Genomic DNA, 25,864 nt, shown 5'->3' with positions numbered 1-25,864 from the left:
GCCACCCCCATGCCGCCAATTTCGCTCAAGATCCATCATTCTCGCTTCTGAAAATGCCCTGCTGGGTATTTTCGAGGCGGCACCGGCCCACGCCCCCACCCGGCCAGCCACGAGTGTATCCTGATGGGTGGTCGGTCCCCTCAGCGAAAAGGTCCCCCGGACCCTTTCGTGTTCTTCGGGACGGGAGCGGGCCGGTGCCGCCAAAATCCGGCACCGCCGGATTTTCAAATAGCCCCGCCGGCATCCAGCATGTTGCCCGCGCCGATCACCACGGTGGCGCCCACCAGCAGGCCGATGCCGGTCAGCACCAGCGCCCGCGTGCGGCGGCTCGCCCCGCGCCATTCCTTGAGCGCAAAGCCCCAGAGCGTGGAGAACAGGATGATCGAGGCCATGTGCAGCGTCCACGAGGAGAAGCCGTAGCGCCCCATCTGGCTCTCGCCCATGGTGTAGAAGAAGAACTGGAAATACCACAAGGTGCCGCCGAGCGCGGCGAGCAGGTAGTTGGCGAGCAGCGGCGGGCGGGTGCTGCCCTCATCGCCGTTGCTGGCGCCGAGGAACTGGCCGAAGCTGCGGTTGCGGCGGATCAGCAGCGCGCACCAGATGAGGTTGGTGGTCAGCCCGCCCGAAAGGACAACGCAGAGCACCGGCAGGCCCTGGCTGAGGGGATCGGTGCCCGCCGCCAGCGTCAGGTCGCGGATCGGCTGGCCGGCGTCGAGCCCCCAGGCGAAGCAGCCCGACATCACGCCGGAAAACACCGCGATCAGCAGGCCCTTCCTGAGATTGAACTCGGCCACGCCTTCCGACGCTTGCCCGCCCAGATCCTTATCCTTGCCGTGGCCCGCCCGTGCGACGACAACGATGCCGACCAGGGTGATGACAATGCCCAGCAGGGTCAGCTGCCCGCTGGTGCGACCGGCGATTGCGCCGATGGTGCCATGGAAGATCGGCGGTCCCATCGTGCCGATCACCGTGGTCAGCCCCAGCGCCACCGCCATGCCGAGCGAGAGCCCGAGATAGCGCATGGTGAGGCCGAATGTCAGCCCGCCGAAGCCCCACATCGCGCCCCAGAACCAGCACCACAGCAAGGTGGAGGCGGGCGCGGCGGTGAGCACGCCGATGAGGTTCTCGGTCCGCAGCGAGGCGAAGACCCAGGGCGCGATCAGCCAGGAAAAGATCCCGCCCGCCAGCCAGAACACTTCCCAGGACCACAGCCTGATGCGTTTGTAGGGCACGTAGAAGCTGGCCGAGGCAAAGCCGCCCAGCCAGTGGAAGATGACGCCCAGCGCCGGATTGCCTCCCATTTCAGTCTGATCCTCTCGTTATCTTGTTGTTATCGTGTCATTATGTGGATGGCGGGAGAGTCAGGCCGGTTGCCGCACCTGTTCGCGCCATTTCGCGCGGTAGCCCGCAAGGTCGCCTTCCAGCGGCTCGACGCGGCGCAGGCCGCCCTGGGCCTGGAGCATCGGGTTGATCAGCCGCAGCGCCCCGAACGAGACGTCGTTATGGGCATTGGCGACAAAGACTTCGGTCTCCGGGCGCAGCGCGGCGAGCGCGCGCACGAAGACTTCGGCATCGGCAAAACGCCCCTCGATCAGCAGGCGCTGCTTCGAGCCGATGAGGTCGAGCGCGGTATCGGCGACCATCGCCGCATAAAGACAGACGCCCGCGCGCCGCGCATACCAGGTGCCGGCCCATTCCTCGGGGCGGTTCACCCATTCGGCCTTGCCGTGCGGGAAGGGCCCGAAACCGGGGGCGAGCGTGGGCAGCATCATCGTGCCGCGTTCCAGCAGCGCAGGCACCGCTTCGAGCAGTTTGGGCTGGTCGGGGCGGATGTCGACCCGGCGGGTGTCGATCTGGATCACGCTCTCGATCTCGCGCCCGCCCATGAAGCGCGCGGAGGGCACCGGCCAGCCATAGGCGTCGACATTGACGAGGGTGTCGCGCGCCTCGGGCAAGGCGGACAGCGACACCGTCTCGGCGGCCAGCCGCATGGCGATGAACCAGGTGCCGGTGGAAAGGATCGTCGCTTCCTGCCGGGCGATCTCGGCAAAACCGCGGGCGGCGAGCAGGGCCGCGTTCGAATCGTGCAGGCCCGCCAGCACTTTGGCATTGGCGGGAAGCCCGGTCTCGGCGGCGAGCTCGGGGCGCAGGGTGCCGACCACGTCGCTGGCCTTGGCGAGCGGGGCAAAGCGCTCCGCCCAGCCGAGCCGCTCGGCCATCGGCGAGAAGCGGGCGTCCGCCGGGCACCATAGGTCGGTGTGGCAGCCCAGGCTGGTCACTTCGCTGGCAAGCGCGCCGGAGAGGAACCAGGCCCAGTATTGCGCCCATGGGACCAGCGCCGCGCGTTCCATCGCCTCGGGATGGCGCCGGGCCATCCAGTAGACCTGCGCGCCGAGGTTGAGGCCGTCGGGCAGGGCGGGCGATCCGGTCAGCACGAATCGGTCGCGCTCCTTGCGGTAGGCGGCCATGACCTCTGCGGGGAGCGGCTGTTCGTAGTCGAGCGGGGGGAACAGCAGGCCCTCTTCGCCAAGCGCGGCAAAGCCCGCGCCGTGGGCGACCGGGATCAGCGCTTCCACCGGATGACCCGCCCAGCCGCGCAGCGTCGCGCGCAGCCATTGGCCGATTCCCGCGGCATCGAGGCAGCGCACGCCGTCCACTTCGCACGGCACGTTGGGGCGGACCTGGCGGTCGATCATGCGCCCGCCCTTGGTCCACAGCGTCAGTTTGCTGAGGGTCTTGCCGATATCGACGACAATATAGGTGCCGCTTCCTGCCATTCGCTCTGCCCATTTTTCACCATGCGTGAACATGGTGTTGTTTGATTGGATTTGATCGTTTAGTATCGAATCAGATTGAACCTGAAAAGAGGTTTCGTTAGAGGATGCCCATGGACACGATTGCCCCTGCCAAACCGGCGGCCCAGAGCGCCGCGCTTCCCTTCTCGGTTCCCGCCAGCCGCTGGGACGACTCGCTGGCCGCCACGCTTTCTCCCCCCGAATTGCTGCTCTATCGTTCGAACCTGCTGGGTTCGGACCTCACCGTCACCAATTTCGGCGGCGGCAATACGTCCGCCAAGCTGGAAGAGATCGACCCGCTGACCGGCGAGGCGGTGGAAGTGCTGTGGGTGAAGGGTTCGGGCGGCGACATCGGTTCGATGAAGCTGGACGGTTTCGCCACGCTCTACCAGCACAAGCTGCTCGGCCTTGAGAACCACTACAACGGCCCTGAAGACGACGACAAGATGGTCGGCTTCCTGCCGCACTGCACGTTCAACCTCAACGGCCGCGCTGCCTCGATCGACACGCCGCTGCACTCGCTGCTGCCCTTCGCGCATGTCGATCACGTCCACCCCGATGCGATCATCGCGCTGGCTGCCAGCTCGGGCGGCGAAGCGGCCACCAAGGAAATCTGGGGCGGCAAGATCGGCTGGCTCGGCTGGAAGCGCCCCGGCTACACGCTGGGCGTGATGCTGCGCGACTATGTGGCGGCCAACCCCGGCGTCGAGGGCGTCATGCTCGCCGGCCACGGCATCATCTGCTGGGCCGGCAGCGCCAAGTCCTGCTACGAACACACCGTCGAGCTGATCGCCGATGCGGCGAACTACCTCAACGCCAAGCTCTCCGAAAAGCCCGCTTTCGGCGGTGCGGTCACTTCCTCCTCCTCCGACCGCGCAGCCCTTGCTGCCGACCTTATGCCCCGCCTGCGTGCCAACATGACGGGCGCGCGGCGTAAGGTCGGCCATTTTTCGGACGATGCCGAAGCGCTGGAATTCGTGAACTCGGCCGAGTTCGAGCGCCTTGCCGCGCTGGGCACTTCGTGCCCCGATCACTTCCTGCGCACCAAGATCGCTCCCCTGACGCTCGATCCCGCGCGCCTTTGGGACGATGCCTACCTCGCGCAGAAAATCGCCGATTATCGCGCCATGTATGCAGCCTATTACGAGCGCTGCAAGCGTTCCAACTCGCCCGCGATGCGCGATGCCAACCCGGTGGTCGTGCTGGTCCCCGGCGTCGGCCGCATCACGTTCGCCACCGACAAGACCACCGCGCGTCTTGCCGGGGAATTCTACGGCAACGCCATCAACGTGATGCGCGGCGCCGAGGCGATCGGCGACTATATCGCGCTCGACGAGCAGGAAGCGTTCGACATCGAATACTGGCTGCTTGAGGAAGCCAAGCTCCAGCGCATGCCCGCGCCCAAGCCTCTGGTCGGCCGCGTGGCGCTCGTCACCGGCGGTGCAGGCGGCATCGGCGCCGCCACCGCCGCGCGCCTGATGGCGGACGGCGCCTGCGTGCTGCTGGCCGACCGCGATGCGAATGCCGTCGAGGAAGTCCGCGCCGGTTTCGCGAAACAGTTCGGCAAGGACGTGGTCCGCGCCGCCGTCTGCGACGTGACCGACGAGGCGCAAGTCTCCGAAGCCTTTGCCGTCGCGGCGCGCGAATTCGGCGGGCTCGACATCCTTGTCGCCAATGCCGGTATTGCTTCCTCGGCCCCGATCGAGGAAACCACGATCGAGCTGTGGAACCGCAATTACGACGTGCTGGCGCAGGGTTACTTCCTCACCAGCCGCGCCGCATGGCCGCTGCTCAAGGGCATGAAGGAGCAGGGCGGCACCTCGGTGGTGTTCATCGGTTCGAAGAACGGCGTGGCGGCAGCCACCAATGCCTCGGCCTATGCTTCCGCCAAGGCGGCGGCGAACCACCTTGCGCGCTGTCTGGCGCTGGAAGGCGCGCCCCACGGCATCCGCGTCAACGTCGTCAATCCCGATGCGGTCATCAAGGGCAGCAAGATCTGGGACGGCGACTGGCGCAAGGAACGCGCGGGCGCCCACGGGATCGATACCGGCAAGGAACTGGAAGAGCATTATCGCAACCGTTCCATGCTGAAGCGCGACGTGCTGCCGTCCGACATTGCCGAGGCCGTGTATTTCCTCGCGGGCGACCAGTCGGCGAAATCCACCGGCAACATGATCAATGTCGATGCGGGTAACGCACAGGCCTTCACGCGCTGATAAGAGATGATTTCGGGGAACGCGCGAACCGGCGCGCTCCCCGAACGGGCAAGAGGATAGAAGAATGAGCAGACTGCCGATTTCCGAAGAGCTGATCGCCGAAGCCAACGCCCGCGCGGCGGATGCGCTGGAGGACGAATATGCCTCGCTCGGCCGCAAGCTGGAGCGTTCGGGCATCGCCATCGACGCGATCAAGGACAAGGTCGCCGGTTTCTCGGTCGCGGTGCCTTCGTGGGGCGCGGGCCGGGGCGGCACCCGTTTCGCCAAGTTCCCGATCGCGGGTGAGCCGACCACCATTCACGAAAAGCTGGAAGACTGCGCCGTCATCAACCAGCTTTCGCGCCTGACCCCGCGCGTCTCGCCGCACTTCCCGTGGGACAAGGTGAGCGACTACAAGGCGCTGCGCGAGGAAGCCGCCAGCCTTGGCCTCGGCTTCGATGCGGTGAATTCCAACACCTTCCAGGACCAGAAGGACCAGGCGCACAGCTATTCCACCGGTTCGCTGTCCTCGACCATCGAAGCCACGCGCCAACAGGCGGTGGAGCACAACATCGAATGCATCGAGATCGGCAAGCAGCTCGGTTCGACCGACCTGACGGTGTGGGTGGGTGACGGCACCAACTTCCCCGGCCAGCAGGACCTTGGCCGCAGCCTCGACCGTTATCTGGATGCCGCGTCGCAAGTCTATGCCGCGCTGCCGGACGACTGGCGCATGCTGCTCGAACACAAGATGTTCGAACCGGCGTTCTACTCCACCGTCATCAGCGACTGGGGTTCCTCGATCCTCGCCGCGCAGGAACTGGGCCCCAAGGCCAAGTGCCTGGTCGATCTTGGCCACCATGCGCCGAACGTGAACATCGAGCAGATCGTGGCCCGCCTCCACCGCTTCGGCAAGCTGGGGGGCTTCCACTTCAACGACAGCAAGTACGGCGACGACGACCTCGATTCGGGCTCGATCAACCCGCACCAGCTGTTCCTCGTGTTCAACGAACTGGTCGAGGCGGAACTCGCCCCGCGTGACGGTTTCAAGCCGAGCTACATGATCGACCAGTCGCACAACGTCACCGATCCGATCGAGTCCATGCTCTCCTCCGCCGAGGCCATCGGCTCGTGCTATGCCAAGGCGCTGCTGGTCGACCGCGAGGCGCTGCATCTGGCGCAGGAAGCCAACGACACGATGATGGCCTTCCAGGCGCTGCGCCGCGCCTACAACGTCGATGTCAGCCCGATCCTTGCCATGGCGCGCGTGGAAGCGGGCGGCGCGGCGGACGTGCTGGGCGTCTACCGCGAAAGCCGCTGGCGCGACCGCAAGGCGCAGGAGCGCAAGGCCGTGGGCCTCGGCGCCGGGATCGTCTGATCCGCCGCGATACCTGAACTGCCGCCGGGAAGGGCAACAGCCCTCCCGGCATCGCCGCTGCGCGAAAAAGCTACAACCCATTGGATCCGGGAGGGATTATGCCGATCCATTCGCTGCGCACGCTGCTCTGCGCTGCCACCGCTCTTGTTGCCGTTCCCGCCGCCGCGCAGGAGCAGGCGCCCGCTCCTGCTCCCGCTCCCGCTGCCACCGATAGCTCAGCCGCTCCGCTGGAGGAGCAGTTCCGCGATCCGCCGAACTCGGCCCGCCCGCGCGTCTGGTGGCACTGGATGAACGGCAACGTGTCGAAGGACGGCATCGCCAAGGACATGGCGTGGATGAAGCGCGTGGGCATCGGCGGCCTCCAGAACTTCGACGCCAATCTCCAGACCCCGCAAGTGGTCGATCACCGCCTCGTCTACATGACGCCCGAGTGGAAGGACGCCTTCCGCTTTGCCGCGCATGAGGCGGACCGGCAGGGGCTGGAACTCGCCATCGCCTCCTCGCCCGGCTGGTCGGAAACCGGCGGTCCCTGGGTGCAGCCGCAGGACGGCCTCAAGAAGCTGGTCTGGTCCGAGACCGCGGTGCCTGCCGGGCAGCGCTTCTCGGGCAAGCTGACCGCGCCGCCGGTGCAGACCGGGCCGTACCAGACCCTCGCGCCCGCGCTCTCCATCGAGGAGATGATCTCCGGCCATCCGGCGCCTCCCAGCCCTTCGTATTATGGCGAAGTCGGCGTGTTCGCGTTCCCCGAGGCGATCGCGCCCGCCGCCGCCCTGCCGCGCGCGGTGGACGGTCTTGGCAATGCGCTTTCGGCAGCGGCGCTGTTCGACGCGGATCTGGCCAAGGGCGTCACGCTGGCCCGCAAGGAGGGCGAGGCGCCCAGCCTGCGGCTCGACTATGCAAGGCCCGCCAAGGTCGGCTCCGCCACCGTCTTCGTCCCCGACGTGGTGATCCCCTTCGCCGGAGCCGCTTTCACCGGCGCGCTGGAATCGAGCGCGGACGGCAAGGCGTGGACGCGGATCACCACGCTGACGCTGGGCGCGGTGCCGACAACCGTCAGCTTCCCCGCCGTCACCGCCGCGCATTTCCGGCTGGTGCTGGAGGCCCGCAAGCCCGACGGCGGCCTCGGCTCGCCCGCGCCGGGCATTGCCATGGGCGGGCTGTTCGACGGCGTCGGCGCGATGCTGGCGAAAAAGCCGCTGATCGTCGGTACGTTCGCGCTGGGTAGCGAGGCAAAAGTCGACCGTTTCGAGACCAAGGCCGGCTTCGTGATGAGCCGCGACTACTACGCGCTGGAAGAACCCAGGGACGGCGCCGAGGGCGTCGCGCCCGCCAGCGTCATCGATCTGACTGGCAAGCTGCAAGCGGACGGCACGCTCGACTGGCAGGCTCCGGCATTGCCCAAGGGCCAGCGCTGGCGGGTGCTGCGCATGGGCTATTCGCTGCTCGGCACCACCAACCACCCCGCACCGCCCGAGGCGACCGGGCTTGAGGTGGACAAGTTCGACGGCGATGCCGTGCGCCGCTATCTCGACCACTATATCGGGATGTACAAGGACGCCGCCGGGCCGGACATGATCGGCAAGCGCGGCGTGCGCGCGCTGCTGACCGACTCGATCGAGGTGGGCGAGGCGAACTGGACGCCGAAGATGCTGGAGCAGTTCCAGCGCCTGCGCGGCTATGACGCGCGGCCCTGGCTGCCGGCGCTGACCGGCGTGCTGGTCGGCACCCGTGCGCAATCGGACACGTTCCTCTACGACTACCGCCGCACGCTGGCCGACCTGCTGGCGAGCGAGCACTATGGCACCGTCGCCAGGGTCGCCCACGAAAACGGCCTCAAGCTCTATGGCGAGGCGCTGGAAGACAAGCGGCCGATGCTGGGCGACGACATGACCATGCGCAGCCATACGGACATTCCGATGGCCGCCATGTGGACCTTCCGCGAGGAAGGCCCGCGCCAGACCCTGATCGCCGACATGAAGGGCGCGGCCTCGGTGGCGCACCTCTACGGCCAGAACCTCGTCGCGGCGGAATCGATGACCGCCTCGATGTCGCCCTGGGCCTTCGCGCCCAAGGACCTCAAGCGCTTCATCGACATGGAGTTCGTCAACGGCGTCAACCGCCCGGTGGTCCACACCTCGGTCCATGTGCCGGTGGACGACAAGAAGCCGGGCCTCTCGCTGTTCATCTTCGGTCAGTATTTCAACCGGATGGAAAGCTGGGGCGAGATGGCCAGGCCCTGGGTGGACTATATTGCGCGCTCCTCGCTGCTGCTGCAGGCGGGGCGGAACCTGGCCGATGTGGCCTATTTCTACGGCGAGGAAGCGCCGCTGACCGGGCTCTACGGGGACAAGCCGGTGGCCGATGCGCCGGTGTCGCACGCCTATGATTTCCTCAGCTACGACGCGCTGACCGGCTTGCTGTCGAACGACGGCAACGAAGTGGTCGCGCCGAGCGGCGCGCGCTACCGGGCGATCTACCTCGGCGGTTCCTCGCAGCGCATGACGCTGGGGGCGCTCAGGAAGCTGGCGGCGCTGGTCGAAGGCGGCGCGACGGTGATCGGTAATGCGCCGGTTTCCACACCCAGCATGATGGGCGCGCAGGACGCCGAGTGGTCGGCGCTGGTGGCGAAGCTCTGGCCGGGCAGTGGGGACGCCGCTGTCGGCAAGGGCCGGGTGGTCGCGGGCAAGGACGTCGAAAGCGCGCTGGCGAGCATCGGCGTTGCCCCGGACTTCAGCTTCACGGGCGCGCAGGCCGGCGCGAAGATCCCCTTCGTCCACCGCCGCGACGGGCAGGGCGAGATCTACTATCTCTCCAACCCGCAAGGCCCGCAGACCATCGCGGCGCACTTCCGCGTGACCGGCAAGGTGCCCGAACTCTGGCACCCGGAAACCGGAACCAGCGAGCCGGTCAGCTACCGCATCGAGAACGGCGAGACGGTGGTGCCGCTCTCGCTGGTGGCGGACGATGCCGTCTTTGTGGTGTTCCGCAAGGCCGCCAGGTCGCAGGCCCTGACGCTGCCCGCAAAGCCGGTGCAGGTGCTCGCCTCGCTCGATGACGGCTGGTCGGTGCGCTTCCAGGCGAATCGCGGCGCGCCGGAATCGGTGCAGATGGCGAAGCTGGCGCCGCTGAACGAAAGCGGCGATCCGGGCGTGAAGTACTTCTCCGGCGAGGCGACCTATGCGCGCAGCTTCACGCTGCCCAGGGGCGCCAGGGCGGGGCAGCCGCTGTGGCTCGATCTCGGGCAGGTGGGTGATCTCGCCGAAGTGCGGGTGAACGGCCAGTTGGTCGGCGCGGTCTGGCATGCGCCCTACCGCCTCGACATCGGCAAGGCGGTGAAGAAGGGGGCCAACACCATCGAGGTGAAGGTGGCGGATCTCTGGGTGAACCGTCTGGTCGGTGATGCCCAGCCGGGCGCCAAGCCGATCACCTGGACCGCGATGCCGACCTACCGCGCCGATGCGCCGCTAAGGCCCGCCGGGCTGATCGGGCCGGTGGTGCTGGAAGGCGGGAAGTAGGCCCGGCAGACGGTTCCTGAAAACACCACGTCGCCCCCGCGCAGGCGGGGGTCCCGCTTTCTTCTTCAGCCTATCGCCGACACCAAAGAAAGCGGGGTCCCCGCCTGCGCGGGGACGACGTGTTTTTGTTTTAAGCTATTGGTTGATCTTTGAGGTATCACTCAACCTGAGCCTCAACCCGAAACCTGCGCCGCGCGCTGCGCCGCCTGCGCCACGCTGAAGGTGGAGCCCTCCGCCAGCACGGTACATCCCGCCGCCGCCAGCACATCGCGCACCCGGTCATGCGCGCGGGCGAGGATCACCTGTTTGCCCGCCTTCTCCAGTCCTTGGGTGAACTCGGCGACGACCTCGATGGCGGTGCTGTCGAGGTCGTTGCTCTCCTCGAGGCTGAGCACAACCACCCGCGCATGGCTGGCCCGCGCGCGGCGGGCGATCGCGCCCAGCGCCGTCTCGGCATTGGCGAAGACCAGCTGGCCGTTGGGGCGGAAAATCGCGACGCCCGGCAGCCGGTGCGCCTGCGGATGACGTTTCAGGTCGACGAACTCATGCCCGTCCCCCAGTTGCCCCAGTTCGCTGATCGACGGGTTCGCGAGTTCGTAGAGCATGTGCAGCACCGACAGCGCCACCGCCAGCAACATGCCGTTGAGCACGCCCAGGGTCAGCACGCCGAGGACAGCCGCCAGCGCGATCCCGTGATCGCGGCGGATGCGAACGAGATGCAGCAGCGGCCCCGGCGACAGTGCGTGGGTCAGTGCGGCGATGACGATGGCCGCCAGCATCGGCTGGGGAATGCGCGCGATCCAGCCCGACGCGCAGAGCGCCATCGCCAGCAGCGCAAGGCTGGCCGTCGTCGCCGCCCAGCGGCTCGATGCGCCCGCCGCCTCGTTGGCGGAGCCGGCCGAAAAGCCCGCCCCCACCGGCATGCCCTGCACCAGCGCGGAGGCGAGGTTGGCGGTGCCGATGGCGGCCAGTTCGCGGTTGGGTGAAAGCGTGTCGCCGTGCCGCAGGGCGAGCGTGCGCATGGTGCCCCAGCTTTCGGCAAACAGGATCAGCGCGATCGGCGCCGCCAGCTGGGCCAGGCGCGAGAGCCGCGTGGTCGAGAAAGGCCAGGCGCTGTCCGGCCAGCCGAGGCCGACCGGCCCTGCAATGGCGATGCCATGTGCGGGCAGGTCCACCGCCGCCCCCAGTGCCACGGCGACTGCGAGCACGATCAGCGCGCCGGGAATCTGCGGCATCCGGCGCAGCGCCAGCAGCACCGCCAGGGTCGTGAGGCCGAGCAGGCAACTGGGCAGGTGCCACGCACCGATCCGCTCGGCGAGCCCCGCGAGAACCATGAAGATCGTGCCCGAGGGCACCGAAATCCCCGCCACGGCGGGCAATTGCCGCACGATAATGGTGATCGCCAGACCAAAGGCGAACCCGCGCAGTACCGGGCGCGAGACAAAGCTGGCGAGGCTGCCCAGCCGCAGCAGCGACAGCAGCAGGAAGATCAGCCCGGTCATCCCCACCAGCACCGTCGCCAGCCCCTCGCGCGCGGGGCCGGTGGCGGACAGGCTGGCGAGCGTCGCGGCCAGGATGGCAGCGGCGGACGAGGTGGGCGAGACCACCGCGAAGCGGCTGCGCCCCACCAGTCCATAGGCCAGCCCCCCGGCAATCGCCGCCGCCAGCGCGCGGCCGGGGGCAAGGCCCGCGATCTCGGCATAGGCGACGCTTTCCGGCAGGATCAGCCCGGCCATGGCCAGCCCGGTCAGTCCGTCGCGCCAGACGGGTTTGCTCATCCTGATGTCGGGCCTTTCGTCGCGAGCGATCATGCCTCCGCCGTATGGCCGTGGGTGGATTTGTCCAGATGCGGACGGTGCCCGGTCATCCGGAGGTAGAAGCGGGAGAAGTACGAGGGGTCCGAAAAACCCAGTTCGTTGGACACCTGCACGACGCTGGCATTGGCAAAGCACAGCAGCCGCTGCGCCTCCAGCGCCAGCCGGGCGTGGAGCATGTCCTGCGGCGTGCAGTCCAGCCGCGCGCGGGTGAGGCGGGTGAGGGTGCGCGTGGTCATGCCCAGCCGCTCGGCATACCAGCCCAGCGGCAACTGGTCGCGAAAGTGCAGTTCGACCAGATGGCGCAAGTGCGAGATGCGCTGGTCGCCGCTGGCATTGTCGGCTGCTTCTTCCTCGGGCAGCAGCGAGCGCATCAGCGCTTCCGCCATCGACAGGAACAGGGCATTGGGCCGCCGCCAGTCCTGCGCCATGGCCAGCATTTCGGCGCAGAGGAATTCGACCCGCGCGAGGATTTCCACCGGCGTGGCGGCGAAGCGGCCATGGGTTGCGGCGTGGAGCAAGGGATCGCCCGCATCGCTGCGCCGCTCCGCGAAGCCGCTGCTGAGCATCAGCACGTAACCCACGGTTTCCGGGCGGAAGCGGAAGCCGTGGATGCTGCCCGCGGGCACGACGATGTGGCAGGGCGCCTCCAGCGTCTCGGTCCTGTCGTCGATGGTGAGCGTGACCTGTCCCTTCGATACCAGCATGACCTGAACCCCGCGGACATGGCGGTGCGGGGCGATTTCCCAGTCATGCAAGGAACTTCGCGCCGCAATCGTCTCGATATGCCCCAGTTCCGCGAGGTTTTCGGGCATGTCCTCGCCGTAGAGGACGTAGCTGGGAATCGGGCGGGACGGGGGCATGGCAGACTCGCGGGATGTCCTGAAAGTACCTGAACAATGGCCGTCCGGTGCATTCCGCCAGAACCGCCGCAGTGTCAATCCAGAGGCAAGAATTGCGGCGTCCCCTCATGCGGCGCGCCCGACCGGGAGAAGGATTATGCGTACCCAAGTCGCCATCATCGGCGCAGGCCCTGCCGGCCTGCTGCTCGGCCACCTGCTGCGTCAGGAGGGCATCGACTGCGTCGTGCTCGAACGCCAGACCGGGGACTACGTGCTCTCGCGCATCCGCGCCGGGGTGCTGGAACAGGGCACCGTCGCGCTGATGGAGCGGCTCGGCCTCGATGCCCGCATGAAGGCCGAGGGCCTGCCGCACGACGGCTTCAACCTTGCCGATGGCGAGCGTCTGATCCGCATCGACATCAAGGCGCTGACCGGCAAGCAGGTGATGGTCTATGGCCAGACCGAACTGACCCGCGACCTGATGGAAGCGAGCGCGGAACGCGGCCTCGAAGTGATCTACCAGGCGGCGGATGTCGCCCTGCACGACATCGAGAGCGACGCGCCCTATGTCACCTACACGAAGGACGGCGCCGAGCACCGCATCGACGCCCGCTTCATCGCCGGCTGCGACGGTTTCCACGGCCCCTCGCGCGCGGCGATTCCGGCCAGCGTCGGCCAGACCTTCGAGCGGGTCTATCCCTTCGGCTGGCTGGGCATTCTGGCCGATGTGCCGCCGTGCAACCACGAACTGATCTACGCGCACCACGAACGCGGTTTCGCGCTCGCCTCGCAGCGCAGCCACACGCGCAGCCGCTACTACATCGACGTGCCGCTGACCGAGAAGCTGGAGGACTGGAGCGACGACCGCATCTGGGACGAGCTGGCGATCCGCCTCGGCCCCGATGCCGCCGCCCATATCACGCGCGGGCCCTCCATCGAGAAGTCGATCGCGCCGCTGCGCTCCTTCGTGTTCGAGCCGATGCGCCACGGCAGCCTGCTGCTCTGCGGCGATGCCGCGCATATCGTGCCGCCGACCGGCGCCAAGGGCCTGAACCTGGCGGCGAGCGACGTGCACTACGCCCACGAAGCGCTGACCGCCTTCTTCGGGAAGGCCGATAACGACGCGATTGCGGCCTATTCGGCCAAGGCGCTGCGCCGGGTCTGGGCCTCGGAGCGGTTCAGCTGGTCGCTGACCAAGCTGATGCACCGCTTCCCCGACGACGGCCCGTTCGAGCGCCGGATGCAGCTGGCCGAACTCGACTACATCGCCTCGAGCGAACACGCGCGGCGGGTGATCGCCGAGAACTACGTGGGGCTGCCGGTCTAAGGCGGGGATTGGCCTCGTAGCCGCCAAGCTCTGAACCTTCCCCATAACCGTCGTCGCCCCCGCGAACGCGGGGGCCCCGCTTTTCTTCTGCGAGGTTGTGCGAAGAAAGCGGGATCCCTGCCTTCGCGGGGATGACGGAAAGGGGATGGGGGAGACTTTGGCCGGCCAGGAAGCCGGGTCCACACCCGCGACGCATCAACTCTGCGAGGCAGGCGTCTCCACGACCAGCCCCTCCAGCGCCTCCGTCACCGGAAGCTGGCAGGAAAGCCGGACGTGCGGATGCTCGTCGCCGGATGCTTCGATCACTGGCCCTTCGTAGTCCCCCGGCGGCCCAAGCCGTTCGAACCATGCGGGCGTCAGATGGACGCGGCAGGTACCGCAATAGCAGTTGCCGCCGCAGACCGCCTCTATCGCCTCGATCCCCTGCGCGACGGCGTTTTCCATCAAGGACATGCCCTCGCGCGCGGTGATGTCGCGCCGGGTTCCGCCTGCGTCGATGAAGGTGATGCGCACCATCGGCGTCAGGCCGGATCGCAGGCGACCAGCGCGCCGCGCAGTTCGTAGCCCTGGATGAAGCCGTTCCAGAGGATCGTCGGCTCCGCCACCAGGCGGATGCCGGGCAGGCGCAGCATGCGGTCGAGGAAGATGCGCGTTTCGTGCAGCGCCACCTGGGCGCCGGGGCAGCGGTGCGGGCCGTCGCCGAAGCTCATGTAGGGCCCGGCGACTTTCATGCGCTTCGCCCGGTCGGGATCGAGCCGGAAGGGGCAGGGGCCGGTGATCGCCTCGTCGACATTGGCCTCGCGGATCGAGACGCAGACCACTTCGCCTTGCGCCATCAGCCCCGGCTGGTCCTCCACGGCGCGGCGGTGGAGCATCGAGGCGACCGGCTCCAGCCGCAGGATTTCCTCGAGGATGGCGGACTGGCCCGCTTCGTCGCCGGCGAGGAAACGTGCGCGCAAGGGGGCGCTGGTGAACAGGTGCCAGGCGGCCATGACGATGAATTCGCGCGTCGTCATCATGCCCGCGCCGCCGTAGCTCAGACACTCCATGATCATGCCCTTGCGCGAGTAATTCTCGCCGACCATGAACGAGATCACGTCCTCGCGCGGCTGTCTGCGGCGCGCGGCGATCGCCGGGGCGAGGTCCTTGCGGTAGAACCGGCCGACGCGCAGCAGCATCCGGGCGTTGAAGATCAGGTTGCCCAGCCAGCCCGGCCTGCGGACCAGCGAACTGTCCAGCACCGCCTTCACCCGGCGGGCGAGGGCGCGGTTGCTGTCGCTGTTCGTCAGGCCGACGATCTCGGCGGTGACGTCCACCGCCATCTGGAAGCTCAGTTCGTCGAGCGGCAGCGGCTTGCCTTCGCGCAGGCGCGCGACCAGTTCGTCCATCGTGCGCTGCATGACCGCGTGATGGCGGGTGACGATGGTGCGGGGCGCGAACAGCCCGGCCACGGCGGCGCGGCGCCTGCGGTGGGCCTCGCCGTCGAGGAAAAAGAACGAGACCTCGTCCGGGTTGGAGAGATCGGTGGCCTCGGCATGGGCGCCGGCCTGGCGGACCTTGGGCGAGCGCAGCACCTCGCGGCCCATGGCGAAGCGGCCGATCACGCGCGAACCGGCCTGCGGGGCAAGATGGGCCTCGGCGATGCGCGCGCTCTTGCGGTCGTCCGGTTCCTGCGTGCGTGCGGCGGTCATGGCCATGCTCCTTTCGACAACCCAGCCTCTTCCCGTGCGTTCCGGTTCCTGAGGACCGAACGTCATCGAGGTTATGATATTCAATGGATCGTATCTTGGCCAGCGGCATCTGGCGGCGCGGCGGGGCGGTGGGGGCTTCGGGCTTGACCCCACCGGCGCTACGTTTTTGTCCCCGGCGGCAAGGACTTCGTTCAACAACTTGGGCTCTTCGCATGCGCACCATGATTGCCTCTGCGGACTTTGCTGCTATCGCTGCCCGCGTGCGATACGACGATGCCTTGAATTGGAAGCGACTGCCGCTGGCGGCGGTACTGGCCTGCTCCGCGGCCTTTTCGCTGGCGGCCTGCACCGGGCAGGAGCGCCCCGCTGCGCCGTTGCCGCAGCCGCCTGCGCCCACGGTGGAGGCGCCGGTGGATGGCGACTGGTGGAAGCAGGCCGGCGATCCGCTGCTGGCGGACCTGGTGGCGCGCGGCATTGCCGCCGACCACGAACTTGCCTGCCGGGCGGCCCGGCTTGCCGTGCAGGCCGAGGCGGACGCCTCGGCCGAGCGGCGCCTGTCGGGCCGGATGCGCAAGCTGGTCGGCACCGACCACGGCCTGTCGCGCGCCGCGGCCCTGCGCGCCGATCAGTATGCCTATGCCCAGGCCCGCGCGGCGCGCGCGGCGGCGGTGGCGCTGGCCTATGTCGAGGTGCGGCGGCTGCAGAACGTGCTGGTCCTGCGCACCGAGCGGCTCGACCAGTTCCGCGACAATGCCGCGATTGCCGAATTCCGCCGCCAGGCCGGGCTGGTCACCGCGATCGACGGCGGCATCGGCAGCAGCATGGCCGGCGTCGCCGATGCCGACCTGGCGGCGACCCGCGCGCGCTTCGAGCGTGCACGCATGGAACTGGCGCGGATGGCGGACATGGACGATGCCGCGCTGCTGACGGCGCTCGGCGAGAGCGGCGATGTGTCCGATCTCGGCCGCGATCCGCCGGGGCCTGCGGACGAGGGACCGCTGCACCGCGCCGACCTGCTGGCGCTGCGTTACCGGCTGCTCTCCCGGATCGAGCATGAGAAGATGACCCAGGCCGACATCGACAAGGCCGAGGCCGAGAGCCGGCTGGGAGAGGGCGATCCCGCGACCCCGCCGCTGCTGCGCGACGGGCTGGACGAACTCGGCAAGGCCGAGGCCGAGGCCCGCGCCGAGATCGCCGCCACGCGGCAGGCGCTGGTCCTGCTCGATGCGCGCGAACAGGCGCTTGGCCAGAGCGGCGAGCGGTCGCGCCGTGCGGTGCAGGATGCCCGCGCCGCCTACCGCGCGGGCATGGGCGACTTCGCGACGCTTTACGTCGCCGAAGCCTCGGCGCTGTCGGTCGAGGAAGCGCGGCTGGGCCTGCGGGCCGAGCGGGCGGCGGGCATGATCCGCCTGCACCTCCAGCGCGGCGACGGCTGGTCGGCGGCGGACCTCTCGCCGCAAGTGGGAGTCGCTGCCTGTGACTGAGGCCGACCACGCCAATCTCGACAGTTTCCTGGGGTTCGGTGCCCGCCGCGGGCGCACGCACCTGCTGCGGCTGGCGCTGCTGGCGGCGGCGGTGGTGGCGCTGCTGATGCTGCTGGTCCGGTTCCTCGGCGGCAGCGACCTGCCGTATTACACCGCGCTGGTCGAACAGGGCACGATCACGCCGTTGGTCTCCGAGCGCGGCACCGTGCACGGCAGCGGCGAAGTGGCTCTGGCCGCCGCGCTCGACGGCACCGTCACGGCCGAGGGCGTGGCTGCGGGCGGCAAGGTCGCGAAGGGACAGGTCCTTGCCACCATCGATGCCGAGCCGCTGCGCAGCACCCTTGCGGCCGACCGCGCGCTGGTCACCGCCGCCGAGGCCGACCTTGCCGCCGCCCGCACGGCGCGCGACGAGGCCACCGGCAAGCTGGCGCGGTTCGAGGACGTCTGGCGCCGCTCCGGCCACCGGGTTCCGGCGATCAACGAACTGGAAGGCGCGCGCGCCGAAGCCGACCGCGCCGGGCGCGCGGTGTCCGCCGCCGAGGCCCGGCTCGCCGCCGCCCGCAGCAGCCTTCAGGCCGATAGCGAGAAGCTGGCCGCCGCCGTGGTGCGCGCGCCTTTTGCGGGCTACGTGGTGGAACGCAGTATCCGCACCGGCCAGCGCGTGCGCATGGGCATGAAGCTGTTCACGCTGGCCGCCAGCGACGAGACGCTGGAAATCGAGATCCCGCTGGCCCGCACGGGCAATGCGGTGCTGGAAGCGGGCACGGCGGCGCAAGTGCGGCTCGATGCCTTGCCCGACGCGGTGCAGCCGGCGACGCTCGCCCGCATCCTCACCGACCGTGCCGATGCCCCGGGCTCGCGCCGCGCCGTGTTCACGCTGGAGAAGCCGGTCGAGGCGATCCGCCCCGGCATGGCCGCCACGGTCGAACTGCCCTTGCCGCAGCGCAGCAACGTGCTCCTCGTGCCCGACGCCGCGCTGACTTTCGAGCCCGGCAACAGGGCCTCGCCCTCCACCGGGCGCAGCCAGCCGCGCATCTATCTCGTCTCGGGCGACGGCGAGCCGCGCCGGGTCTATGTGACTGTCGGCGCGGGTGACGGCAAACGCACCGAAGTCTTCGCCAGCGACCTCAAGCCGGGGGTCGAGGTCATTGTCGGCTGGCGCAACCAGCCGGCCCAACCATAAGTCGGGGCCCTAAGCCGGCGCCATAAGCCTGCAGGCGTGATGACCGCCTGGCAGGCCCTTGCAGAAGGATCCTTTTGACGCACTGCAGCGAAACTTTGCGCTCGACGGTGCGTTTGACGCTCATGACCCGAAGTACAGTGAGGCAGGCAGGCTCGAAGACGAGCCGCCCGGTCGCCCCGGCGTCGCTTGGCCGACGCCAATTTTCAGCCCTGCTGGCCTCGTTTGCCGGACTGGCGGCGTTTCCGCAGCTTGCGCAGGCGGCAGCGCGGGGGAGCGGCGCCGCTGGGGTCGGGGCCGGGTTCGGCCCCGCTGCGCCGTTTTCGTGGGACACGCTGGTCCGCGCGGCCCAGGCGCTGGCGGCGCGGCCTTATGTCCAGCCGCCGGTCTCCGCCCATGCGGCCGCCGATTTCGAGGCGGCGGTCAAGCTGACCTACGGCGATGCCAAAAGCGTGGCGGGTGACGTGCGGCTGTTCCCGGCCACCCGGGGCACCTCGCCGCAGGCCGTGAAGATCCACCTCGTGGAGAACGGCAGCGCCCGCGAACTGACCGACACGCGCGGCTTCTTCGTGGGCGGCAGCCGCGCCGATCCGGCGGGTTTCCGGGTCATGACCGCCGACCATCGCTCGGACTGGCTGGCCTTCCAGGGCGCCTCCTATTTCCGCACGTCGGGCGCGCGCGACCAGTACGGCCTTTCGGCGCGCGGCATCGCCGTCGACACCGCGATGCCGCACCCGGAGGAATTTCCCGCCTTCACCGAATTCTGGATCGAGCATGTCGGCACCGACCATGTGCGCATCCATGCCCTGCTCGACGGACCGAGCGTGACCGGGGCCTATGCCTTCGACTGCCTGCGCGGAGAGGCGGCGATCACCCAGGACGTGCGCGCCAGCCTGTTCCTGCGCCGCGATGTCGCGCGGCTGGGGCTCGCGCCGATCACCAGCATGTTCTGGTACGACCAGTCCGATCCCGCCAAGCGGAACGACTGGCGCCCGGAAATCCACGATTCCGACGGTCTGGCGATCCATGCGGGCTCGGGCGAGCGGATCTGGGTGCCGCTCGCTAATCCGCAGCGCACCCGCACCAATGCCCTGCGCGCCGACGGGGTGAAGGGGTTCGGCCTGCTCCAGCGCGACCAGAGTTTCGACCACTATCAGGATGACGGCGCCTTCTACGACAAGCGCCCCTCGCTCTGGGTCGAGCCGCAGGGCGACTGGGGCAAGGGCGCGGTCATGCTCTACCAGATGAGCACCGATACCGAGACGATCGACAACATCGCCGCCTTCTGGCTCTCGGACGAACCGGCCCGCGCCGGGCAGCGCCGCGATCTTGCCTACCGGCTGAGCTGGACCAGCAAGGAGCCCGGAGGGACGGCGGCGGCGCGCTGCGTGGACAGCTGGCAGGGCCAGTCGGGGCGGCCGGGGGTCAAGGCGGCCGAAAAGGATGCGCGCAAGTTCGTGTTCGATTTCGAGGGCGAGGCGCTGCAGGGGCTTACCCGCCAGAGCGGCGTCACCGCCGAGACGGGCCTTCCCGCGCAGGCGGTGGTGGACCTTGCGGTCTATCCCGTAGTCGGCACCGCGAACCGCTGGCGGGTGGTGCTGGACCTGCGTCCCGCCGCCATGCCGTCGCCGGACATTCGCCTGTTCCTCGCGCGCGGCGGCGCCGCGCTCAGTGAAACCGTGATACAGAGCCTCGAGCCATGAACGCCCCGCCCCATGCGCCCGCCAATGCGGCGATGAGCCCGCTGCCGCCCGAGGCGCCGCTGGCGATGCCGGTCCAGGACCTCCACGGCATCGCCCCCGGCTCGATCGCGGTGCGCACCAGCCCGCACGGCATGCAGGTCAAGCGCCTGCTGCTGCTGGCCGTCACCGCGGTGATCGCGCTGGCAGCCTCGAGCGAGGTGCGTTTCGCCTTGTCGCGCGACGGGCTGAGCGTGCTCGACATCGTGCTGCTGCTGTTCTTCGTGCCGCTTTTCGCGTGGATCGCCTTCGGTTTTGTCACCTCCTCGATCGGGTTCCTGCAGCTCATCACCGGCAAGCACCCCGGCTTTACCGCGGTGCCCAGCCCCGCCTCGTCGCTGCGCCACCGTACCGCGGTGCTGATGCCGGTCTACAACGAGAGCGTGGAGGCCACCTTCGGCCGCGTGCGCGCCATGGCCGCCTCCATCGCCGCTGCGGGCGGGGCGGAGTGGATCGACTTCTTCGTGCTCAGCGATTCCAATGCCTTCCATGGCAAGCGCGAGGAAGCGGCCTGGCGTGAAGTGGCCGCTTCGGCGCCGATCAAGGTCTATTACCGCCGCCGCGAGAAGAACATCGCGCGCAAGCCCGGCAACATCGCCGAATGGGTGCAGCGTTTCGGCGCGGCCTACGAGAACATGCTGATCCTCGACGCCGATTCGCTGATGAGCGGCGATGCCATCATCGGCATGGCGGCGATCATGGAGGAGCGGCCCTCGATCGGGTTGCTCCAGACGGTGCCGATGATCATCAACGCGCAGACGCTGTTCCAGCGCTGGATGCGTTTCGCCAGCGAGGCCTACGGGCCGATCGCGTCCGCCGGGCTGCTCTGGTGGTCGGGTGCGGAGGCGAACTTCTGGGGCCACAATGCCATCGTGCGCACGCGTGCTTTCGCGGATTCCTGCGGGCTTCCCGAACTGCCGGGCAAGCCCCCGTTCGGCGGCCACATCCTCAGCCACGACATGTTCGAATCGGCGCTGCTGCGCCGCCGCGGCTGGGCCGTGCACATGGTGATGATCGACGGCAGCTACGAGGAATTCCCGCCCACCATCGTTGACCACGCGATCCGCGACCGGCGCTGGATGCAGGGCAATCTCCAGCACTTGCGCCTGATCGACGCCTCGGGCCTGCACTGGACCAGCCGCCTGCACCTGCTGATCGGCGCCTCGGCCTATCTGACCTCGCCGGGCTGGCTGCTGCTGCTGGTCACCGCCATCGTCCAGGCCGCGATGGCGCAGGGCGGCCAGGGCTTTGCGGGCGCGGCGCCGCCGAGCGTGCTGTGGCTGACGGTGCTGCTGCTGTTCGGCCCCAAGGCGATGGGCACGATCTGGGTCATGGCCGACAGGACCCGCCGCCGTGCCTTCGGCGGCTGGGGCGGCGTGCTGCGCTCGGTCGCGCTGGAAGTGCCGCTGGCGATCCTGCTGGCGCCCGTCACCATGGTCATGCAGGTCAAGGCGCTGTTCGGCCTCGCGCTCGGCATTCCGGTGCACTGGAGCACGCAGGACCGCGACGCCCGCCGCATCGGCGTGCGCGAGGTGCTGCCGGACCTCAAGGAACACATCGCGCTCGGCCTCCTCTTCGCGGCGACCGTGTTCATCGATCCGGTGACGGCGCTGTGGCTCTCGCCGCTGACGCTGGGCCTGCTCGCCTCGCCCTGGCTGATCAGCCTGACCTCGCGGGCGACCACCGGCGCGCAGGCGGAGCAGGAGGGCTTCTTTGCCGTGCCCGCGCCGACGATCATCGCGGCGGACGAAGCGCCGCTGGCCAACGGCGACGAGCCGGACGACGCGCCGCTGGCGATCGGGTGAGTTCACTCACTTCCGTCAACAAAATGCCGTCGCCCCCGCGAAGGCGGGGGCCCCGCTTCCTTTTGCCTCGCCGCGAAGAACAAGCGGGATCCCCGCCTTCGCGGGGATGACGGGGTGGTTTGGATTAGCAGCCAGTTGGCGGGCCTGGGTCAGGCACTCGCCTCCGCCAGCCGGGCAGGCAGATTGGCGCGCAAGTGCGCCACCAATGCGCCGACTTTGGGCGAGAGATGGCGGCGCTGGGGATAGACCGCCCAGATCGGCTCTTCCTCGGGTGCAAGGTCGGTCAGCACCGGCTCCAGCCGCCCCGCCGCGACATGGTCGCCGAGGTAGAAGGCGGGCACCTGGCACAATCCCATGTCCGCCAGCGCCGCCTCGACCAGCGCGGCACCGCTGTTGCAGCGCCAGCGGCCTTGCGGGCGGAAGGTCTGGCCATCGCGGAAGTGCCACTGGCTGGCCGAGCCGACAAGGCAATCGTGGTGCTTGAGGTCGGCGATCGTCGCCGGGCGGCCGCGGTCGTGGAGATAGCCGCGCGAACCCAGCGTCACCAGCGCGCGGCTGGCGATGCGGCTGGCGACGAGGCGCGAATCCTCGAGATGCCCGGTGCGGATGGCGAGGTCGTAGCCCTCGGCGATGAGGTCCACGAGCGCATTGTCGAGGTCCAGCGTCACCGAGATCGCCGGATAGGCCTGCGACAGTTCGCGCACCAGCGGCGCCACGAACTTCTCGCCCAGCGCATAGGAACAGGTGACGCGCAGATGCCCGCGCGGCTCGCCCTGCGAGGTGATGGCGGCAATTGCCTCGTCCCGCTCCTCGATCAGGCGGCGGCAGGTCTCCAGGAAGATCTGCCCGGTTTCGGTGAGCCTGAGGGTGCGCGTCGTGCGCAGCATCAACTGGGCCTGAAGCCGCGTTTCCAGCCGCGCCAGCGCCCGGCTCATATGCGTGACGCTGGCGCCATAGGCCTCTGCCGCCAGCGTAAAGCTGCCGTGGCGGGCGATCATCACGAATTCCTCGATCCCGTCCCACTGGCCGAGCATCATTTTCCCCATATGGTGATAATACTTTTCAGAAACGTCGCTTTATCACAGCAAGGGCCGGTCCTACAAAGCGCGCAAGCAGTTCAAGGAGCATACCCCATGAAGACCCGCGCCGCCGTTGCCTTCGAGGCGAAGAAGCCGCTCGAAATCGTCGAACTCGATCTTGAAGGCCCCAAGGCCGGCGAAGTCCTGGTCGAGATCATGGCCACCGGCATCTGCCATACCGATGCCTATACGCTCGACGGGCTCGACAGCGAGGGGATCTTCCCCAGCGTGCTCGGCCACGAAGGCGCGGGCGTGGTGCGCGAAGTGGGCGCGGGCGTCACCTCGGTGGTGCCGGGCGACCACGTGATCCCGCTCTACACCCCGGAATGCCGCCAGTGTAAGTCGTGCCTCTCGGGCAAGACCAACCTGTGCACCGCGATCCGCGCCACGCAGGGCAAGGGCCTGATGCCGGACGGCACCACGCGCTTTTCCTACAAGGGCCAGCCGATCTACCACTACATGGGCTGCTCGACCTTCTCGAACTTCACCGTGCTGCCCGAGATCGCCGTCGCCAAGATCCGTGAAGACGCGCCGTTCCAGTCCTCGTGCTACATCGGTTGCGGCGTGACCACGGGCGTTGGCGCGGTCATCAACACCGCCAAGGTGCAGGTGGGCGACAACGTCGTCATCTTCGGCCTCGGCGGCATCGGCCTCAACGTGATCCAGGGCGCGCGTCTGGCCGGGGCGAACAAGATCATCGGCGTCGACATCAACGAGACCCGCGAGGAATGGGGCCGCCGCTTCGGCATGACCGACTTCCTCAACACCAAGGGCATGAGCCGCGAGGACATCGTCGCGAAGATCGTGGCGATGACCGACGGCGGCGCCGACTACACCTTCGATGCCACCGGCAATACCGAAGTGATGCGCACCGCGCTCGAAGCCTGCCACCGCGGCTGGGGCACCTCGATCATCATCGGCGTGGCCGAAGCGGGCAAGACCATCGAGACGCGCCCGTTCCAGCTCGTCACGGGGCGCAACTGGCGCGGCACCGCGTTCGGCGGCGCCAAGGGCCGTACCGACGTGCCCAAGATCGTCGACATGTACATGACCGGCAAGATCGAGATCGACCCGATGATCACCCACGTCATGGGCCTGGAAGAGATCAACACCGCCTTCGACCTGATGCACGCGGGCAAGTCGATCCGTTCGGTCGTCGTGTTCTGATGGAGACGGTCTCGGTCAACAAGGCCTTCGGCGGGGTGCAGGGTGTCTACACCCACGCCTCCGCCGAGACCGGCACTCCGATGACCTTTTCGGTCTTTGTGCCCGAGCATGCGCCGGGCGCGAAGCTGCCGGTGCTGTGGTATCTCTCGGGCCTGACCTGCACTCATGCCAACGTCACCGAAAAGGGCGAGTTCCGCCGCGCCTGCGCCGAGCACGGGGTGATCTTCGTGGCGCCGGATACCTCCCCGCGCGGCGACGATGTGCCGGACGACGAAGGCTACGACTTCGGCAAGGGCGCGGGTTTCTACGTCGATGCCACCGAGGCCCCGTGGAGCGCGAACTTCCGCATGCGCGCCTACATCGAGACCGAGCTGCCCGCCGTGATCGCCGGACACTTCCCCGCCGACATGGCGCGGCAGGGCATTACCGGCCACTCGATGGGCGGCCACGGCGCGCTGACGATCGCGCTGCGTGATCCCAGCCGCTTCCGCTCGGTCAGTGCCTTTGCGCCGATCGTCTCGCCGCTGCACTGCCCCTGGGGCGAGAAGGCGCTGACCGGCTACATCGGCGCGGACAAGGCGGCATGGCGTCAATACGACGCCTGCGCGCTGATCGAGGACGGTGCCCGCCTGCCGGACCTCTTGGTGGATCAGGGCACCGCCGATGGTTTCCTTGAAGGCCAGCTCAAGACGCACCTGCTGGAAGAGGCTTGCGCCAAGGCCGGTCAACCTGCGACGATCCGCATGCAGGAGGGTTACGACCACTCCTACTACTTCATCTCCAGCTTCATGGCCGACCATGTGGGCTGGCATGCGGAGAGGCTGAAAGCGTGAGTGCGCACGAGACCATCGCCCTGATCGCGAACTACTACGACGCGTTCAACCGCCGCGACGTGGACGCCATGCTGGCGCTGCTGGCGGAAGAGGTGGTGCATGAGCCCAGCCAGGGCCAGCCGCGCCGCGGCAAGGCGGCCTTTGCCGAATTCCTCGCGCACATGAACCGCTGCTACCGCGAGCATGTGCACGAGCCGGTCGTGCTGGCCACGCCCGATGGGTCGCATGCCTCGGCCGAGTTCCGGCTGACCGGCGAATACATCGAAAGCGACGATGGACTGCCGGCGGCTTCGGGGCAGGCCTATGCCTTGCGGGTGGGGGCGTTCTTCGATGTCGATCAGGGGCTGATCGCGCGGGTATCGAACCACTACAACCTTGCCGACTGGATCGCGCAGGTCGAGCGGGGCTGAATAAGGGGATGGGCAGGGGGGCTATGCTCCCCCTGCTGTCTCTTTTCAGACGGCCCGGACCATCATCCGCGCCTCGGGGCCGTAGCCCTTGGCCGGATCGAGCAGGCCGCCGCCCAGCAGCGCAAAGCCCTGCTTTTCCCAGAACCCGTGGGCATTGCCCACCGCGATCAGCACCACGCGCTCCAGCCCGCGCGCGCGGGCCTCATCCACCACGATCCCCACGGCCTCGCCCGCGTTGCCGCGTCCGCGTGTTGCCGCGTCCAGCGCCAGATCATGCAGGAAATAGCAGTCGAAAGGCCGGGCCAGCGCCGTCATCGGCATGTCCAGTACCGGGGGGTGGTCCTGCCTGCCGGGATGCGAGATGAGGTATCCGGACAGGTCTCCGCCGCCGTCTTCCAGCACGTGGCAACCGGCGGGCCAGAGGCGCTGGCAGGCGGCAAAGACCGCGGGGTTTTCGGGATAGTCGAGGTGGACGATCTGCGCGACGTGGGCCACGGCGGCCACGTCCTCTTCGCGCATGGGGCGCCAGTGCATGCCGGTCCCGCTCCTTCGCTGGCTGATGGTCGCGGCGGGCTGGTCGGCCATCCGCGCGGGCGCTTCGTTTATGAGG

19 protein-coding genes are annotated in these 25,864 nt (G+C 68.5%); 11 read left to right on the top strand and 8 right to left on the bottom strand.

What is annotated here, in order from left to right; genetic code table 11:
- Window positions 1-224 precede the first annotated feature (224 nt).
- Together rhaT and DM450_RS12420 are read right to left on the bottom strand one after the other, a co-directional pair.
- Entirely contained in the window at window positions 225-1,301 is a 1,077-nt protein-coding gene (gene rhaT / locus DM450_RS12425; RefSeq protein WP_142635228.1) for an L-rhamnose/proton symporter RhaT, read from the bottom strand.
- 60 nt (window positions 1,302-1,361) lie between these two features.
- A complete protein-coding gene (locus tag DM450_RS12420) occupies window positions 1,362-2,777 on the bottom strand; it encodes an FGGY-family carbohydrate kinase (RefSeq protein WP_142635226.1) in 1,416 nt (471 codons plus the stop codon).
- A 110-nt stretch (window positions 2,778-2,887) separates the two neighbouring features.
- Between DM450_RS12420 and DM450_RS12415 the strand changes: the two genes are divergently transcribed.
- The 3 genes from DM450_RS12415 to DM450_RS12405 all read left to right on the top strand — a co-directional run bounded on the left by DM450_RS12415 (window position 2,888) and on the right by DM450_RS12405 (window position 9,883).
- Window positions 2,888-5,011: a bifunctional rhamnulose-1-phosphate aldolase/short-chain dehydrogenase gene (locus tag DM450_RS12415; protein ID WP_142635224.1), complete on the top strand. Its 2,124-nt coding sequence runs from the start codon at window positions 2,888-2,890 to the stop codon at window positions 5,009-5,011.
- A gap of 64 nt (window positions 5,012-5,075) precedes the next feature.
- A complete protein-coding gene (rhaI, locus tag DM450_RS12410; RefSeq protein WP_142635222.1) occupies window positions 5,076-6,368 on the top strand; it encodes an L-rhamnose catabolism isomerase in 1,293 nt (430 codons plus the stop codon).
- A 98-nt stretch (window positions 6,369-6,466) separates the two neighbouring features.
- Window positions 6,467-9,883 carry a glycosyl hydrolase gene (locus DM450_RS12405; RefSeq protein WP_142635220.1) on the top strand — a complete coding sequence of 1,139 codons (3,417 nt, stop codon included), beginning with the start codon at window positions 6,467-6,469 and terminating at the stop codon, window positions 9,881-9,883.
- Window positions 9,884-10,056: 173 nt separating this feature from the next.
- Here DM450_RS12405 and DM450_RS12400 read toward each other — a convergent pair whose 3' ends face one another.
- Window positions 10,057-11,661, bottom strand: a complete 1,605-nt coding sequence (locus DM450_RS12400; protein ID WP_142635218.1) for a SulP family inorganic anion transporter — start codon at window positions 11,659-11,661, stop codon at window positions 10,057-10,059.
- Between the two features lie 29 nt (window positions 11,662-11,690).
- Window positions 11,691-12,560 carry a helix-turn-helix domain-containing protein gene (locus DM450_RS12395; RefSeq protein ID WP_142635216.1) on the bottom strand — a complete coding sequence of 290 codons (870 nt, stop codon included), beginning with the start codon at window positions 12,558-12,560 and terminating at the stop codon, window positions 11,691-11,693.
- 136 nt (window positions 12,561-12,696) lie between these two features.
- Between DM450_RS12395 and pobA the strand changes: the two genes are divergently transcribed.
- Entirely contained in the window at window positions 12,697-13,866 is a 1,170-nt protein-coding gene (gene pobA / locus DM450_RS12390; RefSeq protein ID WP_142635213.1) for a 4-hydroxybenzoate 3-monooxygenase, read from the top strand.
- Between the two features lie 195 nt (window positions 13,867-14,061).
- On the opposite strand, the gene DM450_RS12385 is transcribed toward pobA, so the two are convergent.
- Both DM450_RS12385 and DM450_RS12380 read right to left on the bottom strand, forming a co-directional pair.
- Entirely contained in the window at window positions 14,062-14,382 is a 321-nt protein-coding gene (locus tag DM450_RS12385; RefSeq protein ID WP_142635211.1) for a 2Fe-2S iron-sulfur cluster-binding protein, read from the bottom strand.
- A 5-nt stretch (window positions 14,383-14,387) separates the two neighbouring features.
- A complete protein-coding gene (locus DM450_RS12380; protein ID WP_142635209.1) occupies window positions 14,388-15,557 on the bottom strand; it encodes a cytochrome P450 in 1,170 nt (389 codons plus the stop codon).
- A 212-nt stretch (window positions 15,558-15,769) separates the two neighbouring features.
- Here DM450_RS12380 and DM450_RS12375 point away from each other — a divergent pair, with 212 nt between their 5' ends.
- The 4 genes from DM450_RS12375 to mdoH all read left to right on the top strand — a co-directional run bounded on the left by DM450_RS12375 (window position 15,770) and on the right by mdoH (window position 21,765).
- On the top strand, window positions 15,770-17,041 hold the full coding sequence (locus DM450_RS12375) for a TolC family protein (protein ID WP_142635207.1): 1,272 nt from the start codon (window positions 15,770-15,772) through the stop codon (window positions 17,039-17,041).
- Window positions 17,034-18,224 (top strand): efflux RND transporter periplasmic adaptor subunit, encoded by a 1,191-nt coding sequence (locus tag DM450_RS12370; protein WP_142635205.1) that lies wholly within the window; start codon window positions 17,034-17,036, stop codon window positions 18,222-18,224. The genes DM450_RS12375 and DM450_RS12370 overlap by 8 nt, the downstream gene beginning before the upstream one ends.
- A 122-nt stretch (window positions 18,225-18,346) precedes the next feature.
- Window positions 18,347-19,924, top strand: a complete 1,578-nt coding sequence (locus DM450_RS12365) for a glucan biosynthesis protein (RefSeq protein ID WP_142635203.1) — start codon at window positions 18,347-18,349, stop codon at window positions 19,922-19,924.
- Window positions 19,921-21,765 carry a glucans biosynthesis glucosyltransferase MdoH gene (gene mdoH, locus DM450_RS12360; RefSeq protein ID WP_185928602.1) on the top strand — a complete coding sequence of 615 codons (1,845 nt, stop codon included), beginning with the start codon at window positions 19,921-19,923 and terminating at the stop codon, window positions 21,763-21,765. The genes DM450_RS12365 and mdoH overlap by 4 nt, the downstream gene beginning before the upstream one ends.
- A 149-nt stretch (window positions 21,766-21,914) precedes the next feature.
- On the opposite strand, the gene DM450_RS12355 is transcribed toward mdoH, so the two are convergent.
- Window positions 21,915-22,802 (bottom strand): LysR substrate-binding domain-containing protein, encoded by an 888-nt coding sequence (locus tag DM450_RS12355; protein WP_142637841.1) that lies wholly within the window; start codon window positions 22,800-22,802, stop codon window positions 21,915-21,917.
- A gap of 96 nt (window positions 22,803-22,898) precedes the next feature.
- On the opposite strand from DM450_RS12355, the gene DM450_RS12350 reads away from it, so the two are divergent.
- Genes DM450_RS12350 through DM450_RS12340 form a run of 3 tightly spaced genes read left to right on the top strand, consistent with a single transcriptional unit; the run spans window position 22,899 to window position 25,254 of the window.
- Complete coding sequence (locus DM450_RS12350; protein ID WP_142635200.1) at window positions 22,899-24,011, top strand: S-(hydroxymethyl)glutathione dehydrogenase/class III alcohol dehydrogenase; 1,113 nt, start codon at window positions 22,899-22,901, stop codon at window positions 24,009-24,011.
- Complete coding sequence (fghA, locus tag DM450_RS12345) at window positions 24,011-24,844, top strand: S-formylglutathione hydrolase (RefSeq protein ID WP_142635198.1); 834 nt, start codon at window positions 24,011-24,013, stop codon at window positions 24,842-24,844. Before DM450_RS12350 ends, fghA begins: the two co-directional genes overlap by 1 nt.
- Window positions 24,841-25,254, top strand: coding sequence for a ketosteroid isomerase-related protein (locus DM450_RS12340; RefSeq protein ID WP_142635196.1), 414 nt, complete (start codon window positions 24,841-24,843; stop codon window positions 25,252-25,254). Before fghA ends, DM450_RS12340 begins: the two co-directional genes overlap by 4 nt.
- A gap of 45 nt (window positions 25,255-25,299) precedes the next feature.
- On the opposite strand, the gene DM450_RS12335 is transcribed toward DM450_RS12340, so the two are convergent.
- Window positions 25,300-25,788: a GNAT family N-acetyltransferase gene (locus DM450_RS12335; protein WP_142635195.1), complete on the bottom strand. Its 489-nt coding sequence runs from the start codon at window positions 25,786-25,788 to the stop codon at window positions 25,300-25,302.
- Between the last annotated feature and the right edge of the window lie 76 nt (window positions 25,789-25,864).

Source organism: Sphingomonas sp. IC081, assembly GCF_006874585.1.
Taxonomy (GTDB): Bacteria; Pseudomonadota; Alphaproteobacteria; order Sphingomonadales; family Sphingomonadaceae; genus Novosphingobium.
The sequence above is the reverse complement of the archived record's forward strand: the minus strand, read 5'-3'. Positions and strand labels throughout refer to the sequence as shown.

What these genes read in the sequence shown, in the direction of transcription:
- rhaT (WP_142635228.1), bottom strand. Translation starts at nt 1,301, where the DNA reads ATGGGAGGCAATCCGGCGCTGGGCGTCATCTTCCACTGGCTGGGCGGC.
- DM450_RS12420 (WP_142635226.1), bottom strand. Translation starts at nt 2,777, where the DNA reads ATGGCAGGAAGCGGCACCTATATTGTCGTCGATATCGGCAAGACCCTC.
- DM450_RS12415 (WP_142635224.1), top strand. Translation starts at nt 2,888, where the DNA reads ATGGACACGATTGCCCCTGCCAAACCGGCGGCCCAGAGCGCCGCGCTT.
- rhaI (WP_142635222.1), top strand. Translation starts at nt 5,076, where the DNA reads ATGAGCAGACTGCCGATTTCCGAAGAGCTGATCGCCGAAGCCAACGCC.
- DM450_RS12405 (WP_142635220.1), top strand. Translation starts at nt 6,467, where the DNA reads ATGCCGATCCATTCGCTGCGCACGCTGCTCTGCGCTGCCACCGCTCTT.
- DM450_RS12400 (WP_142635218.1), bottom strand. Translation starts at nt 11,661, where the DNA reads ATGAGCAAACCCGTCTGGCGCGACGGACTGACCGGGCTGGCCATGGCC.
- DM450_RS12395 (WP_142635216.1), bottom strand. Translation starts at nt 12,560, where the DNA reads ATGCCCCCGTCCCGCCCGATTCCCAGCTACGTCCTCTACGGCGAGGAC.
- pobA (WP_142635213.1), top strand. Translation starts at nt 12,697, where the DNA reads ATGCGTACCCAAGTCGCCATCATCGGCGCAGGCCCTGCCGGCCTGCTG.
- DM450_RS12385 (WP_142635211.1), bottom strand. Translation starts at nt 14,382, where the DNA reads ATGGTGCGCATCACCTTCATCGACGCAGGCGGAACCCGGCGCGACATC.
- DM450_RS12380 (WP_142635209.1), bottom strand. Translation starts at nt 15,557, where the DNA reads ATGACCGCCGCACGCACGCAGGAACCGGACGACCGCAAGAGCGCGCGC.
- DM450_RS12375 (WP_142635207.1), top strand. Translation starts at nt 15,770, where the DNA reads ATGCGCACCATGATTGCCTCTGCGGACTTTGCTGCTATCGCTGCCCGC.
- DM450_RS12365 (WP_142635203.1), top strand. Translation starts at nt 18,347, where the DNA reads ATGACCCGAAGTACAGTGAGGCAGGCAGGCTCGAAGACGAGCCGCCCG.
- mdoH (WP_185928602.1), top strand. Translation starts at nt 19,921, where the DNA reads ATGAACGCCCCGCCCCATGCGCCCGCCAATGCGGCGATGAGCCCGCTG.
- DM450_RS12355 (WP_142637841.1), bottom strand. Translation starts at nt 22,802, where the DNA reads ATGATGCTCGGCCAGTGGGACGGGATCGAGGAATTCGTGATGATCGCC.
- DM450_RS12350 (WP_142635200.1), top strand. Translation starts at nt 22,899, where the DNA reads ATGAAGACCCGCGCCGCCGTTGCCTTCGAGGCGAAGAAGCCGCTCGAA.
- fghA (WP_142635198.1), top strand. Translation starts at nt 24,011, where the DNA reads ATGGAGACGGTCTCGGTCAACAAGGCCTTCGGCGGGGTGCAGGGTGTC.
- DM450_RS12335 (WP_142635195.1), bottom strand. Translation starts at nt 25,788, where the DNA reads ATGCACTGGCGCCCCATGCGCGAAGAGGACGTGGCCGCCGTGGCCCAC.